Below are 15,727 nucleotides of genomic sequence, written 5' to 3'. Positions count from 1 at the left end.
GCTGCTGGCCGGCCCTGCAGAAGGACAGTATCCATGGCAGCAGCCCACCCCGCGTCACCGGCTCCGGCCGTCCACGCCGCCCCGCCCCGGCTAGGCGAGGGGCGCAGCTATTCGGCCCGCATCGGCGCCGAAGCGGCAGGTTCGTTCCTGCTCTTTTTCGGTGCCCTGGGGATCGGCATGTTCAATCCGCAGGGCGGCTTCAGCGTCCCCTTCGGCTTCGGCCTGGCGGTCGTTGCCGGCATGCTTGCGTTCGGCCACGTCTCCGGCGGCCACTTCAACCCGGCCATCACGCTGGGCAGCGCGCTCGCGGGCCGGACCTCCTGGAAGTCGGTGCCGCCCTACGTCCTGGCGCAGCTGGCCGGCACCTCGCTGGCCGCCGTCGTGCTCTGGGTGATCATGGGCAGCCACCCGGTCAGCGCCCAGTCGGCCGGCGTGTTCACATCCATCTCCAACGGTTACGCCGGCGGCGACGAACTGGGCTTCTCGATGGCGGGGGTTTTCCTGGCCGAAACCGTCGCCACCGGGCTGCTCGTGGCGGTCTACCTCGGTGCCACCTCGTCCCTGGACCGGCTCCGCAGCGCCCCGTACGCGGTGGGGCTTGCGTTCGGCGTGCTGACCGCCGTGATGCTCCCGATTTCCAACGCCGGACTGAACCCGGCCCGCTCCACGGCCGCGGTGTATTTCGCGGACGGCAGCCCGCTGGGCGAACTGTGGCTGTTCTGGGCGGCCCCGCTGCTCGGTGCGGTGATCGCCGGGCTGCTCTACCGCAGTGCCGAACTGGTGCCGGGGCCGCGCAAGGCAACCAACGACGGCGATGCACCGGCTGCATCTTCCGGCAAGCCTGTGGAGGGGAAGACTGGCGCTGGCGGCGGCGTTTCGGCCGGCACGGTGCCCGCCGGAGGCGCGGCCGCCGGATCCGCGGCCGGCTCGGTGCCCGCCGGGTCCGCCGCCGGACGTGAGGTTCCCGACGTCGCGGTGGAGGACCACCCGGACGAGCCGGCGCCCGCGGACGATCAGGGCGCCGCCGAAGCCCGCGACTTCTTTGACCGCAAGCCGAACCGGACACGCCCGGACGGCGAATAACCACAAGGCCCCGCGCAACGGCACGTCCCGATTTTGGGACGTGCCGTTGCGCTTGTCCGAAACTGTCCCAGCCGCCGGATAGTTTGGAAATATGAGGTTACTGCACACGTCCGACTGGCACCTGGGCCGTTCTTTCCACGGCGTCGGGATGCTGCAGGCGCAGCACGCATTCGTGGAGCAACTCCTGCAGACAGTGCGCGAGGAGGGCATCGACGTGGTGCTCATCGCGGGCGATGTGTACGACCGCGCGCTTCCCGGTGTAGATGTGGTCAACCTCTTTTCCGATGCCTTGTCGCGCATCCGCGGTGCCGGGGCAACGGTGATCATGACCAGCGGCAACCACGATTCGGCCACCCGGTTGGGCTTCGGCTCCGGCATCCTGGCCCACGGCGGGGTCCATATCCGCGCCCGGCTGGACCAGCTTGCGGGCCCGGTGGAGCTGGACCTGGACGGCGCGACCCTTGCCGTGTACGGGATCCCGTACCTCGAGCCGCGGCTGTGCGCGGAGGAGCTGGGCGCGGAGGCTCCCAGCCACACCGCCGTCACGCGGTCGGCGCTGGACCTCGTCCGTGCCGACCTTGAGCAGAGGAGGGCCGGCGGCGCCGTGCATTCCCTGGTCATGGCGCATACCTTTGCCAGCGGCGGCGTCACCTCGGACAGCGAACGGGACCTGAGCATCGGGGGAGTGGGAGCGGTCCCGCTGGATTTGTTCGACGGCCTCGACTATGTGGCGCTGGGCCACCTGCACGGGCGCCAGACGCTGAGCGAAACGGTGCGCTATTCCGGCTCACCGCTGCCTTATTCGTTCTCCGAGGCCGGACACGAGAAGGGCGGCATCATCCTCGAATTCACCGCGGACGGGCTCGCGTCGGTGGAAAACGTCAGCTGGCCCTCCCCGCGCAGGCTCGCCGTGCTCAAGGGGACCATGCAGGACCTGCTCGAATCGGCGGACCACGCCTGGGCGCAGGACGCCTATTGCCAAATCACGGTCACCGACGACGAACGCCCGGCGAAGGCGATGGAACGGCTGCGGGCGCGCTTTCCCGACACGCTGGTGCTCAACTTTGAACCCGCCTCCGGGCCGCGCCGGGACACCATGAGCTACAGCCAGCGCATCGCGAAGGCCCAGGACGACCTGGAGGTCTGCTGCGGCTTCCTGGACCACGTCCGCTCCCGGCCGGCCGACGAAGCCGAACGCGCACTGTTGGCCGACGCGTTGGCCGCCGTGCAGGCAGCGGAGGCCGCGGCATGAGGGTCCACCGGCTTCAAATGCAGGCCTTCGGGCCGTTCGCTGCGCGGGAAACCATTGACTTCGACGAGCTGGGAGAGCAGGGGCTGTTCCTGCTCAACGGGCCGACCGGGGCCGGCAAGACCAGCATCCTGGACGCCATCTGTTTTGCGCTGTACGGGTCCGTTCCCGGCGCACGCCAGCAGGGGAAGCGGCTGCGCAGCGACCACGCCGAACCCGGGATAGAGCCGGAAGTCGTGTGCGAATTCTCCGCCCGCGGCAGACGGTTCGAAGTGACCCGCAACCCGCAGTGGGAAAGGCCCTCGTCCCGGGCCAGGTCCGGATCGGTGACGGAGCAGGCGCGCACGCTGCTGCGCGAGAAGATCAACGGGGCCTGGGTCCAGAAAAGCGGCCGCAACGACGAGGCCGCGGCCGAGCTGCTGGCCGTCCTGGGCATGAGCCTGGAACAGTTCACCAAGGTAGTCCTGTTGCCCCAAGGCGACTTTGCGGCGTTCCTGCGCGCCGACGCCAGGGAACGCCGGCCGTTGCTGCAGCGCCTGTTCGCGACCGACCGCTACGAGGCGGTGGAGCAGGTCCTGGCGGACGAAGCGGCCAAGGCCCGCTCGGACTACCTGGCCGCGGTGGCAGGATCCGACCACCTGCTCGCGCGGGCAACAGAGGAAGCAGCCCGGCATCTGGCCGCCGAGGACATGCCGGACCAGTCATTGCCTGCCGCGGACCTGCTCGCCGCGCTTGAGTCCTCGATGGCGTCCGCGGCCGGCTCCGTCCGCGACGTGGCCGAGCGCGGACAAGATGAGCTGGGCCGGCTGCGGGAGGCGATCGCCCGGCACGAGCGGGCGCTGGCCGACCACGCGGAATTGGCGGCGCTGGAGAAACTGGCAGCCGAGCACCGCAACGGCGCCGACGGCCACGCAGCGCTGACCGAAACCCTGGCATCGCACCGGGCCGCGGAACTGCTGGCGTCGCCCATCCGGCACCGGGATCAGGCGGCACTCGCTGTGGAACGGGCCGGGAAAGAGTTTTTGGACCGGATCGACGAGGCCGAAGCCCATCCGCTCTTCCTAACATTCGTTTCCCGCCGCCCCGACCCCGATGCCGCGGGACAGGCGCTCCTCGAGGAGGCGGCGGCACAGCTCTCCGCCGAGCTCGGACGAATCCGCGCCCTGCTGCCGGAAGAGCAGCGGTTGCAGGCTGCGGCTGCCGACGTGCGGCGGTTGGAACAGCACGCGGGCCGATTGGCCAAGGACATCGGTGCCGCGGAAACAACCCGGGAACGGCTGGCTGAAGTCGGCCGCGGGCTGCAGGAGGAATTGGCCACGCTGGCGGCAGCCTCCGACGACGTCGGTCTGCTCACAGAGCGGCTGGAACAGGCCCGACAGCTTCGGGACACCGTGGCCGACTACGGCGCCTGCCTGGCTAAGACCGACGAGGCCCGCCGGAACCGCGATGCGGCGCACGCCAGGCAACTTCGGCGCAAGGAAGCCTGGTTGTCGCTGTTGGAACAGCGACTCGATCAGGCCGCAGCGGAGCTCGCCGCCAACCTTGCAGAGGGAGACCCCTGTCCGGTGTGTGGCGGAACGGAACATCCGCAACCGGCCGCGGCCACCGGCGGGCACCTGGTCACCCGCGAACAGGAAACAGCAGCCCGGGAGGACCACGCGGCGGCGGAAGCCACGTACTCCCAGGCCCGCGAGGCGTGCGCGGCACTGGAACAGCAACTCTCGGCCCTGGCCTCCCGCGGCGGCGCGACCGACGCCGCCGAAGCGGCCGCCGCCGTCGTCGCCGCCTGTGCCCGTTTGGACGAGGCCGTCGGGGTGCGGGAACGGCGCACAAAACTGCAGGAACGGGCGGCCGCCACGACCGAGCAGCTCGACGAGAACGGCCGGCAGCTGTCGGCTCTGGCCGTGGCCAAGGCCTCCGCCGATTCCGACCTCAAGGCCGGGAGGGAACGCGTGCAGGAACTTGAGCAGAAGCTGCGCGAGGCCCGTCCGGACGGAGGCAGCCTGCACGAACACGCGGCCTCGCTGTCCCGCCTCGACCAACTGCTGGCCGCGGCTTTGGACGTCCTGGGACAGCACCGCCACTGCGGCAACGCGTTGGAGCAGGCCGAAGCCGATCTGGCCTCGGCCATCGGGCAGTCCAGCTTCGCCTCCGAAGACGAAATCCGGGTGTCCCTGCTGGCACCGGCACAGCTGCAGGAACTGCAGCGGCGCCACACCGCCTACACCGAAGCAGGCCAGCGGGTGCAGGTGCTGGAGTCCTCCGAAGCCGTCGTCCGTGCCCGCACCGCCCTCGAGAAGGGCGAAACACTGCCGGGGACCGCGGAACTGGACGCGGCACGCGGGGAAGCCGCGGTTTTGGACGGGTTGGTGCAGGAGCACCACGTGCGGCACGGGGTGCTGACTGCGTCGCAGCAACAACTTGCCAGCTACCGCCGGCGTTTCGACGAGGAACAAGTCCGCTTGGCCCCGATCGCGGAACGGCACGAGCTCCTGCAATCGGTGGCGGACACGGTCAGGGGACTGGGCGAGAACGAACGCAAGATGACGCTCACCACCTACGTCCTGGCCGCGCGGCTGGAGCAGATTGCGGCGGCGGCTTCCGAACGCCTCATCGCCATGACCGACGGGCGGTACACCCTGGTCCACGACGACTCGAAGTCCGGCAACAAGAAGTCGGGCCTGGGATTGCACGTCAGCGACGAATGGACGGGGCAGCGGCGCGACACCTCCACCCTGTCCGGCGGCGAATCCTTCATGGCCTCGCTTGCGCTGGCACTCGGCCTGGCCGACGTAGTGCAGGCAGAGGCAGGCGGCGTGGACATCGAGACGCTGTTCGTCGATGAGGGATTCGGCAGCCTGGATGAGCAGGCGTTGGAGGAGGTCATGGATGCGTTGGAGGGACTGCGCGACGGGGGCCGGGTCATCGGCCTGGTCAGCCACGTAGCGGAGATGAAGCAGCGCATCGGCGCCCAGCTCCAAGTCACGAAGGGGCGCCACGGCTCCTCCGTCCGCACCGTGCTCACCGGGGCCGCCTGACCACCGGTATGATAGTTATGTTATCCGGGTTGTGCGCATCGGGAGGCGGGACGATGCGCGGTTCGAACCAACGGAAAAACCGATGACTGCTTCTGATTCCGGCGCGCCCGCCCAGCAACAAGCCCCCGGCAACGACACCTCCGGCCGCCGACGTCGCAAGACCCGAAACCCCTTCGGCCGCTACGCGCGGCTGGCGCGGATGGCCGGAGCCTCTTTTCTGGCCATCGGATTCCTTGCCCGGCTGCCGCTGGCGATGCTCACGGTCGGCGCCCTGACACTGGTCACCGTCAGCACCGGATCCTACGCCTCCGGCGGTTTCGCCGCAGGCGCCGTAGGCATCGGCTCGGCCGCCGGTGCGCCGCTCTTCGGTTATCTTGCCGACCGGGTCGGTCAGCGGCCCGTGCTGCTCGTGGCGGCTGCCGCACACACCTGCGCGATTGCCGTGCTGCTGACCTGCGTCTACATCGGAGGCAGTGGAGCCGGCCCCGTGGCGGTGCTTGCGGCGTCCTTCGCCGTCGGGGCCACCTGTCCGCAGGTCGGCCCGTTGGCCAGGGTGCGCTGGATGGCGATGACACGCAAGGACAAGCCGGTATTGGATACGGCGCTGTCCTACGAGAGCACCGCCGACGAACTGACGTTCGTGCTCGGACCGGCCCTGGTCGGGCTGCTCGCGGCGCTGATTGCCCCGTGGCTGCCCTTCGTGCTGGCCGCCGCCCTGACCGTGACGATGGTGACTGCCTTTGCCGTCCACCCCACCTACCGTGCGGTCGTCCCGGTGACGCCCGGGCTGGTCAAGGCGCATCCCGGAGCCGCCGCGGCTGCCTCGCCGGTGCGGATCAACTGGCCGCTGGTCGCCATCCCCGTGCTGGGGATGGTGGCCATGGGCGTGTTCTTCGGCGCAACCCAGAACGCCCTGAGTGCCTTCGGCGGCAGCTTCGGCGCGGCCGATACCGCGGGCCTGCTGTATGCGCTGCTGGGCCTGACGTCGGCCTTCGGTGCCCTGTCCGTGGCCTACTGGCCCGCACGGTGGAAGCATTCCAGCCGCTGGGTCGTGTGCGCGGCGGCGATGACGGCGTTCTGCGTCCTGCTGCTGCTGCCCGCCGAAGTGCTGCCGATGATTTTCGTGCTGCTGGTGGTCGGCGTGCCCGTCGGACCCACCATGGTCACCATCTACGGCATCGGAAGCCTGGTCGCTCCGGATGAGCGGCTCGGCACGGTGATGACGCTGCTCGCCAGCGGCGTCGTCCTCGGCTCTGCCATTGGTTCGGCGGTAGCCGGGGCGCTGGCCGAGAACCTGGGACACTCCGGTGCGTTCCTGGTGTCGATTGCCGCCTCAGCCATGCTGCTGGTGCTGGGCCTGGTCGCTGCCGCCGTCGTCCGGCGCCGCGGGGACGCCTGACCGCCGCCCGCCTGCTGCCGCTGCCGTCCGCCGCTGGGCGCGGCCGGGCTCAGCGCAGCTCCGCCTCGATGACTGCGGCCGAGCGCTTCAACGCCTCCGCAATTTGCTCATCCGGAGTGTCGGTCCGGATGTAGACCACGGCCACGGCAGCCGGGAGCTGCCCCGGGACGGTGACCGGCACGGCGACCGACGAGACGCCGGGGATGACCTCGTCATGGCTGATGGCATACCCGGCGGCCTTGGCGAGCCGGGCCTCCGGACGGATCGGCTGGCCCGGAGCATGCTGCTCCCACTGGTCCCGGGTCAGGGCCGATTGGATGGCGATGCCCGGGGCTCCCGCGGCAAAGGAATGCCGGGTGCCCGGACGCTGCACCAGTGCCGTCGTATGCCGCGGCTCCACGGTCAGCAGCGTCACGCAGTCGTGCTGGTCCCAGACCGCGACAAAGGCCGTCATCATCAGGTCGTTGGCCAGTGCTGTCAGCTCCGGCAGCGCCGCCGACTGCAGGTCCCGCGAAACACCCCGGGCCAGCGCGGCCAGGCCGGGCCCCGCCTGCACCCTGCCAGCCGAATCGCGCATCAGCAGCGAATGGTCCTCGAGCGTGCGCAGGATCCGGTAGGCGACCGAGCGGTGTACCCCCAACGCCTCGGACAACTCGGCGATCGTCATCGGCGACGGCGCCTCCGCCAGGATCTCCAGGGCCCTGATGCCGCGCGACAGGGTCTGCGAGTGCGCCGGGGCGGGTTTGATGGGGGTCTGGCTCATCGGTACATCCTCTGGAAAGTCCTGCACGGGAAATGCGGCGGGAACCGGTCACAGTGCTTGTGCCGGCCCTCACAGGTCCCATTGTTCTATATCGGGACAAAGCGTCCAACTATAGAACGCAGCGCCGTGCTTGGCAGCTTCTTTGGAGTGAGGGGCGCTCACGGGCTCCGGTCGTTCCCGCAGGAGAGCGCCGTCGTGGCGCACCCCGGCAGCGTTTGGGCGTTATGGAAATGATATGGCGGCGCTATGTGTGGCCCGTCACTGTCCGGTAATATGGCTCCAGTCACATTACCGACCGTTCGGTAACCGTTCTGTGAATTCAACGGAGAAAATATGTCAACGTCAGAAGAGCTGGCAGGCAACCTCAGCCCAGCAGCCCGCCGTGAAGAGCGCAAGGTGCTCGCGGGCACCTTGGTCGGTACCACCATCGAGTGGTACGACTTCTTCATTTACGCGCAAGCCGCCGGCCTGGTGCTGGCTACGTTGTACTTCGCGCCGCTGTCCCGGGAGAGCGCCGGCCTGGCGCAGATCGTTTCCTGGGCCTCGCTGGGTATCAGCTTCCTGTTCCGCCCGCTTGGCGCCATCGTCGCCGGCCACTTGGGCGACCGTTTGGGCCGGAAGATGATGCTGGTCTTCACGCTGGTGCTAATGGGCGCCGCGACATTCCTGATCGGCGTGCTGCCGACCTATGGGGACATCGGGATCACGGCCCCGATCCTGTTGGTGTTCCTGCGCATCCTGCAGGGATTCTCGGCCGGCGGCGAATGGGGCGGCGCCGCGCTGATGTCCGTGGAGCACGCGCCGGTCAACAAGCGCGGCTTCTTCGGTGCCTACCCGCAAATCGGTGTTCCCATCGGCATGATCCTTGCCACCGGTGTGATGTGGCTGATGACCACTATCCTCAGCGAGGATGCCTTCCTTGCGTGGGGCTGGCGCGTACCGTTCCTGTTCTCGGTCGTGCTGATCCTGGTCGGCTACTTCATCCGTCGCTCCGTGTCCGAGTCCCCGGTCTTCAAGGAGATGCAGGAGCGCAAGAAGGAATCGGCCGCTCCGCTGGGCCAGCTGTTCAAGCACAACTGGAAAGAGGTCATCCTCACCGCGCTGATCTTCATTGCCAACAATGCCGCCGGATACCTGCTGATCGCGTTCTTCGCTTCCTACGCCACCAAGCCGGCGGACGCCGGAGGCCTGGGGATGGACCGCCCGTCGGTCCTGCTGGCCACCACGCTTGCTGCTTTCGGCTGGTTGATCTTCACCATGTACGGCGGAATCCTCTCCGACAAGATCGGCCGCATCCGCACCTTCCAGATTGGCTACGTGTGGGTCCTGCTGTGGCAGATTCCCATGTTTATGCTCATCGACACCGCGAGCATTCTGCTGATGGGCATTGCGATGTTCGTGCTGACCATCGGCCTGGGCCTGTCCTACGGCCCGCAGTCGGCCCTCTATGCCGAAATGTTCCCGGCCAACGTCCGATACTCCGGCGTTTCCATCGGCTACGCCATTGGTGCCATCCTCGGCGGTGCCTTCGCTCCGTTGATCGCCGAGTTGTTGTTGGGCCGGACCGGAAGCACGATCTCCATCGGGATCTACATCATGGTGCTGTGCGTCATCTCGCTCGTGGCGGTCTCCGTGGTCAAGGAGACCAAGGGCAAGAACCTGCGCGTGGAGGAAGCACACCAGGAGTACCTGCAGCAGCACCCCGAAGCGCGCGAGAACCGCTAAGTCGCGCCAGTCACCAGAGGCCACCAACTAAGGCCTCCGCGGGACTGCAGAGACGGACCGCCGCCGGCAGGGATGCCGGCGGCGGTCCGCTGTTCTTTAACCTGGCGGCGGCAGCCGCTACCGGGGCAGCGCTGCCATGACCTCGTCGTCGCTGACCTGGCCAAAGTATTGGTAGGCCTCGCCTACGGCTCTGAAATTGCGTGGCTGGCGCAGGCAGATCACGGCATCGGCCAGTTTCTGGAGCTCGGCACAGGCCTGCGGCGGGCCCACCGGCACCGCGACGACGATCTCGCGGGGGTCGCTCTGCCGTACGGCGTTGATCGCAGCCTTCATGGTGGCGCCGGTGGCCAACCCGTCATCGCAGAGGATCGTGGTCCGGCCGCGCACCTCTGCCGTCCGGCCCTGGAGATACGCTTCCTGCCGCCGCTTCAGTTCGGCCCGTTCCCTGTCCTGGACCTCCTGCAGCCGCTGTTCGCTGTAATTGCGGCGGCGCAGTTCTGCCACTATCGGTTCCACCATGACGACGGCGGTGTGCCCGCCATGGGCGGCCAAGGCACCGAAGGCGACCTCCGGCTGGCCCGGAATGCCTAGTTTGCGGACGATGAGCGCGTCGAAGTCGGCGGCCAGTTCTTTCGCCAACACCGCGCCCACCGGGACGCCGCCGCGCGCCAGGCCGAGCACGGTGACGTCGTCGCGGCCGCGGTATGCTGCCAGTTCGGCCGCCAGTTGCCGGGCGGCATCGGGTCGATCGGCGAAAGGGGCAGGTGCTCCGCTCAACAGTCCCACAATTTCAGTATCCTCTTGCGTTTCCCGGCTCGCGAGGGGGAGCGAACGCCCGCCGCGGCGGCGAAACGTGACGTGGCGGGCGTTCGGCCGGCCCAACGAAGCGGCTATTGCTCGACAGCCTGATAGACCGCTTAACCTGCATGGGTAGTTCTCCCCATCGCGGGTCGAATGCCCGCGGGATATGCTCGTGACAACGGTGGGGCTCGGAACGGGGGCCCGCATCGCGTCGGCTGGACTTGGGTCCGGCCGTGGAAGAGCCGGACCCGCAGGATTCCCCCAACGCCTGCCGCTCCGGCTCTTTCGTTTAACGCGACTGTCGCCGCAGGCGCGCGGTTTGGCAGCGGAGCCGTCCCGGCGTATGAATGGTAGGTGACCCAAGCCTCCGACCCCGCTCCCGAGAACCGATCAGCGCCCCGACCGGCCGGCCCCGACGGCACCGAGGCCGGCTTCGTCCCCGACCCCGGCCGGTGGCGGATCCTGGCCGTGCTGCTGGTGGCCATCTTCATGTCGCTGGTGAGCGTGAGCATCGTCAACGTGGTGCTGCCGTCCATCCAAACCGGACTGGGCGCGTCGGACTCGGACCTCCAGTGGGTGCTCTCCGGCTATGCGCTGACTTTTGGGGTGGTGCTGGTGGCCGCCGGACGGGCGGGCGATATTCTGGGCCGCGGCCCGCTGTTCATCGCCGGCGTCGCGCTCTTCACGCTCTCCTCGGTGGCCGCCGGACTCGCTCCGGATCCGCTCAGCCTGAACATCACCCGCTTCGTGCAGGGCCTGGGGTCGGGGCTGCTGAATCCTCAGGCCGTGGGGATGATCCAGCAGTATTTCCGCGGTGCGGAACGCGGCCGTGCCTACGGGGCACTCGGCAGCGTGATTGGCGTGTCGGTGGCCGTCGGGCCCCTGTTGGGCGGAACGATCATTGAGTTCGCCGGTGTCCAGGACGGGTGGCGCTGGACCTTCCTCGTGAATGTACCGGTCGGGATCCTGGCCATCGTGCTGGCGCTGATGTGGTTCAAACCGCGGCACACTGCCGTTGACCCTCCAGGGGAAGCAGACCGCGAAGGCGCCCCCGGCCTGCCCCGGGTAGCCAAGCCCGAACGCGACCTCGATCCCGTCGGGGCCGTGCTGCTGGGCCTGTCGGTGCTGGCGCTGCTGCTGCCCTTCGTCGAACGCGGGGCCGGTGCATGGATCTGGCTGCTGCTTCCCGGCGGCGCGGGACTGCTGGCGCTGTGGGCGTGGTGGGAACATACTTACAGCCACCGCGGGCGCAGCCCGATGGTCGACCTGCGGATCTTCCGCACCCACAGCTTCTCCGCCGGCTCGCTGATCGCCGGCCTGTACTTCATGGGCGTGACCAGCGTGTGGGTGCTGGTGGCGCTCTACATCCAGCAGGGGCTGGGCGGCAGCGCTCTGGAGGCGGGGTTGATCGGGCTGCCTGCCGCGCTGCTCGGCGCCTATTCGTCGCACTGGTCCGGCAAGCGGGTGCTGGAGCGTGGGCGGCAAATGATCGTCGCCGGGATCCTCTGCGCGTTGCTGGGGCTGGCGTCGACCATCGCCGTCATCCAACTGGAGGCAGCCGGGTTGCTCAGCATCTGGTGGATGCTGCTGACGCTGTCGTTCATCGGCATGGCGCAGGGCCTCATTATCACCCCCAACCAGACGCTGACTTTGGCCGACGTGTCGTTGGAGTACGCGGGGAGCGCCGGGGGAGTGCTGCAGACGGCCCAGCGCATCGGCACCGCCGTGGGCATCGCGGTCATCACCGCCGTCGCCTTTTCCGTCCAGGCCCGGTCAGGCTGGACCGAGGCGATCACCGCCGGACTGGCCGTCACCGCCGCGTCCGTTTTCGCCACGCTCGTCATCGCCGGAACCGACGCCCGCCGCGCCTCCCGCAGGTCCAGGCCGCGGCGGGGCTGAGCCGGTCAGCTCAGCCGGACCTCGACCTGCCCCTCGCGGACGCGTGTTTCGTAGGCTGGCTGCTCGGAGCTGGCGGGGCCCCTGACGATGCTGCCGTCTGCCAGGCGGAAGCGGCTGCCGTGCCAGGGGCAGGTGATGCACCCGTCGTCGACCTGTCCTTCTGCCAGCGGCCCGCCCATGTGGCTGCAGACGCTGTCCAGCGCCCGGACGGTGCCATCGCTGCGAAACAGGACCAGCGACACGTCGCCGGCGTGCGCCAGCTGCGGCCGGCCCTCGGCCAGTTCGCTCTCCGCCAGGACGGGGGTCCACTCGACGGGACCTTTCCGCCACGCCGTGTGGTTGACGTTGACGCCGCGGGCGTAGCTCAGGTGGCCGCCCAGGTAGCCGCCGGACATCACCAGCCCGAAGCCGCCCAGCGCGAGCACCTTGGCCAGCCCCCGGCGCTCGCCGCGGCGGGCCAGGAAGGAAGCGGCGAAGCACACCAACGCAGCCGAGTTGGATGCGGCGTGCACGATGCCGAGCCGGCGGTCCTCGCCCTGCGTGTCCGACCAGTCGTTGAGCCCGGCCCACGCCGTGGGTACGGCCGTGAGAATTCCGGCGGCCACCAGGAGGTCGGCCGCGGGCTCGGCACGGCGGCCGCCCACCGTGTCCAGCAGCGTGGACATGGTCCAGGCACCGATGGGAAAGTCGGTCAACAGCGGATGCAGCGGGTGGCCCACGAAGCTGCCGCTGAGGACGTTCCTGATCGGCCGGGGTCTGACGATCCTGCCCACCAGCCCGGCCACCGGTTCGGCGACCTTGTCCAGAGCCTCGGTACGTTCTATCCGTGCAACGACGGTACGCAGAATACTCACGCCGTTTCCCCCATCCCCTAGAACGGTCGGCATCCCGGACCGCCCCGTCGGCCGGGCGCCGGCACCGCGTGTAGGTGCCAGTGTGGCATCCGGCGGCGGGGCGGGCAAGGCCACAGACGCCGCTGGGCGGCTTCCCTGCGGAAGCCGCCCAGCGGCGTCGTCATGCGGTCGAAGACCGGGACTAGACCTGGTTGCCGATCTTAAAGCCCTTCGACGCCTGGCCGCGGAAGGTGCCGTCCTCGTCGTCCGCCCGGGTGAAGGAGAACCCGTCGGCGCCGATGGTCACCTCCATCTCGGAGTTGTCGGTGCGCTCGATGACCTCCTGCGGGTTGCCGTCGAGGTCGAGCACAAGGGACGCCTCGGTGTACCAGGACGGAACCACCGGGTTGCCCCACCAGTCGCGGCGCTGGTTGTCGTGGACATCCCAGGTGATGACGGGGTTGTCCGGGTCGCCGGTGTAGTAGTCCTGGGTGTAGATCTCCACGCGGTGGCCATCGGGATCCAGGATGTACAGGTAGAAGGCGTTGGACACGCCGTGGCGGCCGGGACCGCGTTCGATCCGGTCGGACATGCGCAGGGCGCCCATCTTGTCGCAGATCTGGATGATGTTGTGCTTCTCGTGGGTGGAGAAGGCCACGTGGTGCATCCGCGGACCGTTGCCGCCGGTGAGGGCGGTGTCGTGCACCGTGCCCTTGCGGTGCATCCAGGCCGCGTAGGTCACGCCGTCGGAGTCCTTGATGTCCTCGGTGACGCGGAAGCCCAGGTCCTCCAGGTACTTGCGGCCGCGCGGGACGTCCGGGGTGACCTGATTGAAGTGGTCCAGGCGCACCAGCTCGCCGGCCGAGTAGAGGTCGTAGCGCATGTGCAGGCGCTCCACGTGGTCCACCTCGTGGAAGAACTCGTACGGGAAGCCCAGCGGGTCCTCCACGCGGACGGAGTCGCCGATGCCCTTGACGAAGCCTTCCTTGCGGCGCTCGGTGCGGCAGCCCAGCTCCTGGTAGTAGGCCTCGGCGCGGTCCACGTCCTCCGGGGACCGCACGCGGTAGGCGAAGGCCGCCACCGCGGCGATCGGGCCCTTGCGCAGCACCAGGTTGTGGTGGATGAACTCTTCGAACGAGCGCAGGTAGATTGCCTCGTCGTCTTCGTGGGTCACGTGCAGGCCCAGCAGGTCCACGTAGAAGGCGCGGGACTTGGCCAGGTCGGTGACCACAATCTCCATGTAGGCGCAGCGCAGGATGTCCGGGGCCGGAACCGAGGGCTTGGGGATTTCGTTGCTCATAATTCTCTCCTTCGAGCGGTAGGGGTAGGTGTCAGGCGTCCGGGATGGCGGCAGCGTCTTCGGCCTTGCCGAAGACCGGGTTGTGCACCTCGCCGAGGTTGATGTGCACGGCCTGCTGGTCGGTGTAGAAGTCGATGGAACGGTAGCCGCCCTCGTGGCCCAGGCCGGACGCCTTCACGCCGCCGAACGGGGTGCGCAGGTCGCGGACGTTGTTGGAGTTCAGCCACACCATCCCGGCCTCGACATTCTGGGCGAAGTTGTGGGACCGCTTCAGGTCGTTCGTCCAGATGTAGGCGGCCAGTCCGTACTTGGTGTTGTTGGCCAGTTCGAGGGCCTCCTCGTCCGTATCAAACGGGGTGATGGCCACAACCGGACCGAAGATCTCCTCCTGGAAGATCCGGGCGTCCGGTGCCACGTCGGCGAAGACGGTCGGCTGGATGAAGTTGCCCTCCGGGAACTCCGCGGGACGGCCGCCGCCGGCGGTCAGGCGGGCCTCCTGCTTGCCGATCTCCACGTAGGACATGACCTTCTCGAAGTGCTCCGGGTGGACCAGGGCGCCGACCTCCGTCGTCTCCTCGTGGGGGAGTCCGACCTTGACCCGCTTTGCCTGGGCGGAGTAGCGCTCGACGAATTCGTCGTAGATGCTCCGCTGGACCAGGATGCGCGAGCCCGCGGTGCAGCGTTCGCCGTTGAGCGAGAAGACGCCGAAGATCGTTGCGTCGATGGCCGCCTCCAGATCGGCATCCTCGAAGACGACGGCGGGGGACTTGCCGCCCAGCTCCATGGAGAGGCCCTTCAGGTACGGCGCCGCGTTCGCGAAGATGATCTGGCCCGTGCGGGATTCGCCCGTGAAGGAGATCAGCGGGACGTCCGGGTGCTTGACCAGGGAGTCCCCGGCGTAGCCTTCCTCGCCGTAGCCGTGGACGATGTTGAAGACGCCCTCGGGCAGGCCGGCCTCTTCGAAGATTCCTGGCCACAGGGACGCGGAGAGCGGGGTGAACTCGGCTGGCTTCAGGACCACGGTGTTGCCGGTGGCCAGCGCCGGACCCAGCTTCCAGGACTCCAGCATGAACGGGGTGTTCCACGGCGTGATCAGGCCCGCGACGCCGATCGGCTTGCGGTTGACGTAGTTGGCCTGGCGGCCGGGAACCTTGAAGGCGTCGTCGTGCTGGGCGACGATGAGGTCGGCGAAGAAACGGAAGTTCTCCGCCGCGCGCTGGGCCTGCCCCAGGGCCTGCTTGATGGGCAGCCCGGTGTCGAAGCACTCCATCTCGGCCAGTTCCTGGCCGCGGGACTCGACGATGTCGGCGACCTTGTGCAGCACGCGGGAGCGCTGGCGCGGCAGCATGGTGGGCCAGGGGCCGTTCTCGAAGGCGTCCTTGGCGGCGGCAACGGCCGCGGCAACGTCGGCTACCTTGCCGGAGGCAGCCTTGATGTACGGCTTGTTGGTGACCGGGTCCAGCACGTCGAAGGTGTCGCCGTCGATGGAGTCGACAAGCTTGCCGCCGATGTAGTGCTGCAGGTGGGTGGGCAGGTTGTCCGGGACAAAGTGCTCGGCCATGATGGTCCTTTCCATGGGGGTTGAATGGTCGGTAGTCGGTGAGGTCTGGGCTGTGTGTGGTGCTTGGCCGCTGACG

At 68.5% G+C, this 15,727-nt stretch carries 11 protein-coding genes; 6 read left to right on the top strand and 5 right to left on the bottom strand.

Annotated elements, in window-relative coordinates; translation table 11 throughout:
- Positions 1-33 precede the first annotated feature (33 nt).
- The 4 genes from AC5RVG_RS01100 to AC5RVG_RS01085 all read left to right on the top strand — a co-directional run bounded on the left by AC5RVG_RS01100 (position 34) and on the right by AC5RVG_RS01085 (position 6,769).
- On the top strand, positions 34-1,083 hold the full coding sequence (locus tag AC5RVG_RS01100) for an MIP/aquaporin family protein (protein ID WP_494012406.1): 1,050 nt from the start codon (positions 34-36) through the stop codon (positions 1,081-1,083).
- Between the two features lie 91 nt (positions 1,084-1,174).
- On the top strand, positions 1,175-2,335 hold the full coding sequence (locus AC5RVG_RS01095; protein ID WP_494012405.1) for an exonuclease SbcCD subunit D: 1,161 nt from the start codon (positions 1,175-1,177) through the stop codon (positions 2,333-2,335).
- The gene (locus tag AC5RVG_RS01090; protein WP_494012404.1) at positions 2,332-5,370 is read left to right on the top strand and encodes an AAA family ATPase; all 3,039 of its coding nucleotides are present in this window, start codon (positions 2,332-2,334) and stop codon (positions 5,368-5,370) included. The genes AC5RVG_RS01095 and AC5RVG_RS01090 overlap by 4 nt, the downstream gene beginning before the upstream one ends.
- 82 nt (positions 5,371-5,452) lie before the next feature.
- Complete coding sequence (locus AC5RVG_RS01085) at positions 5,453-6,769, top strand: MFS transporter (RefSeq protein ID WP_494000090.1); 1,317 nt, start codon at positions 5,453-5,455, stop codon at positions 6,767-6,769.
- 49 nt (positions 6,770-6,818) lie between these two features.
- On the opposite strand, the gene AC5RVG_RS01080 is transcribed toward AC5RVG_RS01085, so the two are convergent.
- Entirely contained in the window at positions 6,819-7,532 is a 714-nt protein-coding gene (locus AC5RVG_RS01080) for an IclR family transcriptional regulator (protein WP_494012403.1), read from the bottom strand.
- Between the two features lie 333 nt (positions 7,533-7,865).
- Here AC5RVG_RS01080 and AC5RVG_RS01075 point away from each other — a divergent pair, with 333 nt between their 5' ends.
- On the top strand, positions 7,866-9,257 hold the full coding sequence (locus tag AC5RVG_RS01075) for an MFS transporter (protein ID WP_494012402.1): 1,392 nt from the start codon (positions 7,866-7,868) through the stop codon (positions 9,255-9,257).
- Between the two features lie 117 nt (positions 9,258-9,374).
- Here the strand turns inward: AC5RVG_RS01075 and AC5RVG_RS01070 are convergent, their stop codons facing one another.
- The gene (locus AC5RVG_RS01070) at positions 9,375-10,034 is read right to left on the bottom strand and encodes a phosphoribosyltransferase (RefSeq protein ID WP_494012401.1); all 660 of its coding nucleotides are present in this window, start codon (positions 10,032-10,034) and stop codon (positions 9,375-9,377) included.
- A gap of 378 nt (positions 10,035-10,412) precedes the next feature.
- Between AC5RVG_RS01070 and AC5RVG_RS01065 the strand changes: the two genes are divergently transcribed.
- Positions 10,413-11,957, top strand: coding sequence for an MFS transporter (locus AC5RVG_RS01065; RefSeq protein WP_494012400.1), 1,545 nt, complete (start codon positions 10,413-10,415; stop codon positions 11,955-11,957).
- 5 nt (positions 11,958-11,962) lie between these two features.
- Here AC5RVG_RS01065 and AC5RVG_RS01060 read toward each other — a convergent pair whose 3' ends face one another.
- The 3 genes from AC5RVG_RS01060 to hpaE form a co-directional block, all read right to left on the bottom strand.
- On the bottom strand, positions 11,963-12,811 hold the full coding sequence (locus AC5RVG_RS01060; RefSeq protein ID WP_494012399.1) for a Rieske (2Fe-2S) protein: 849 nt from the start codon (positions 12,809-12,811) through the stop codon (positions 11,963-11,965).
- Between the two features lie 181 nt (positions 12,812-12,992).
- On the bottom strand, positions 12,993-14,090 hold the full coding sequence (gene hpaD / locus AC5RVG_RS01055; RefSeq protein ID WP_494000084.1) for a 3,4-dihydroxyphenylacetate 2,3-dioxygenase: 1,098 nt from the start codon (positions 14,088-14,090) through the stop codon (positions 12,993-12,995).
- 31 nt (positions 14,091-14,121) lie between these two features.
- Positions 14,122-15,651 carry a 5-carboxymethyl-2-hydroxymuconate semialdehyde dehydrogenase gene (gene hpaE / locus AC5RVG_RS01050; protein WP_494000083.1) on the bottom strand — a complete coding sequence of 510 codons (1,530 nt, stop codon included), beginning with the start codon at positions 15,649-15,651 and terminating at the stop codon, positions 14,122-14,124.
- Between the last annotated feature and the right edge of the window lie 76 nt (positions 15,652-15,727).

Source organism: Arthrobacter senegalensis, assembly GCF_059091765.1.
The sequence above is the reverse complement of the archived record's forward strand: the minus strand, read 5'-3'. Positions and strand labels throughout refer to the sequence as shown.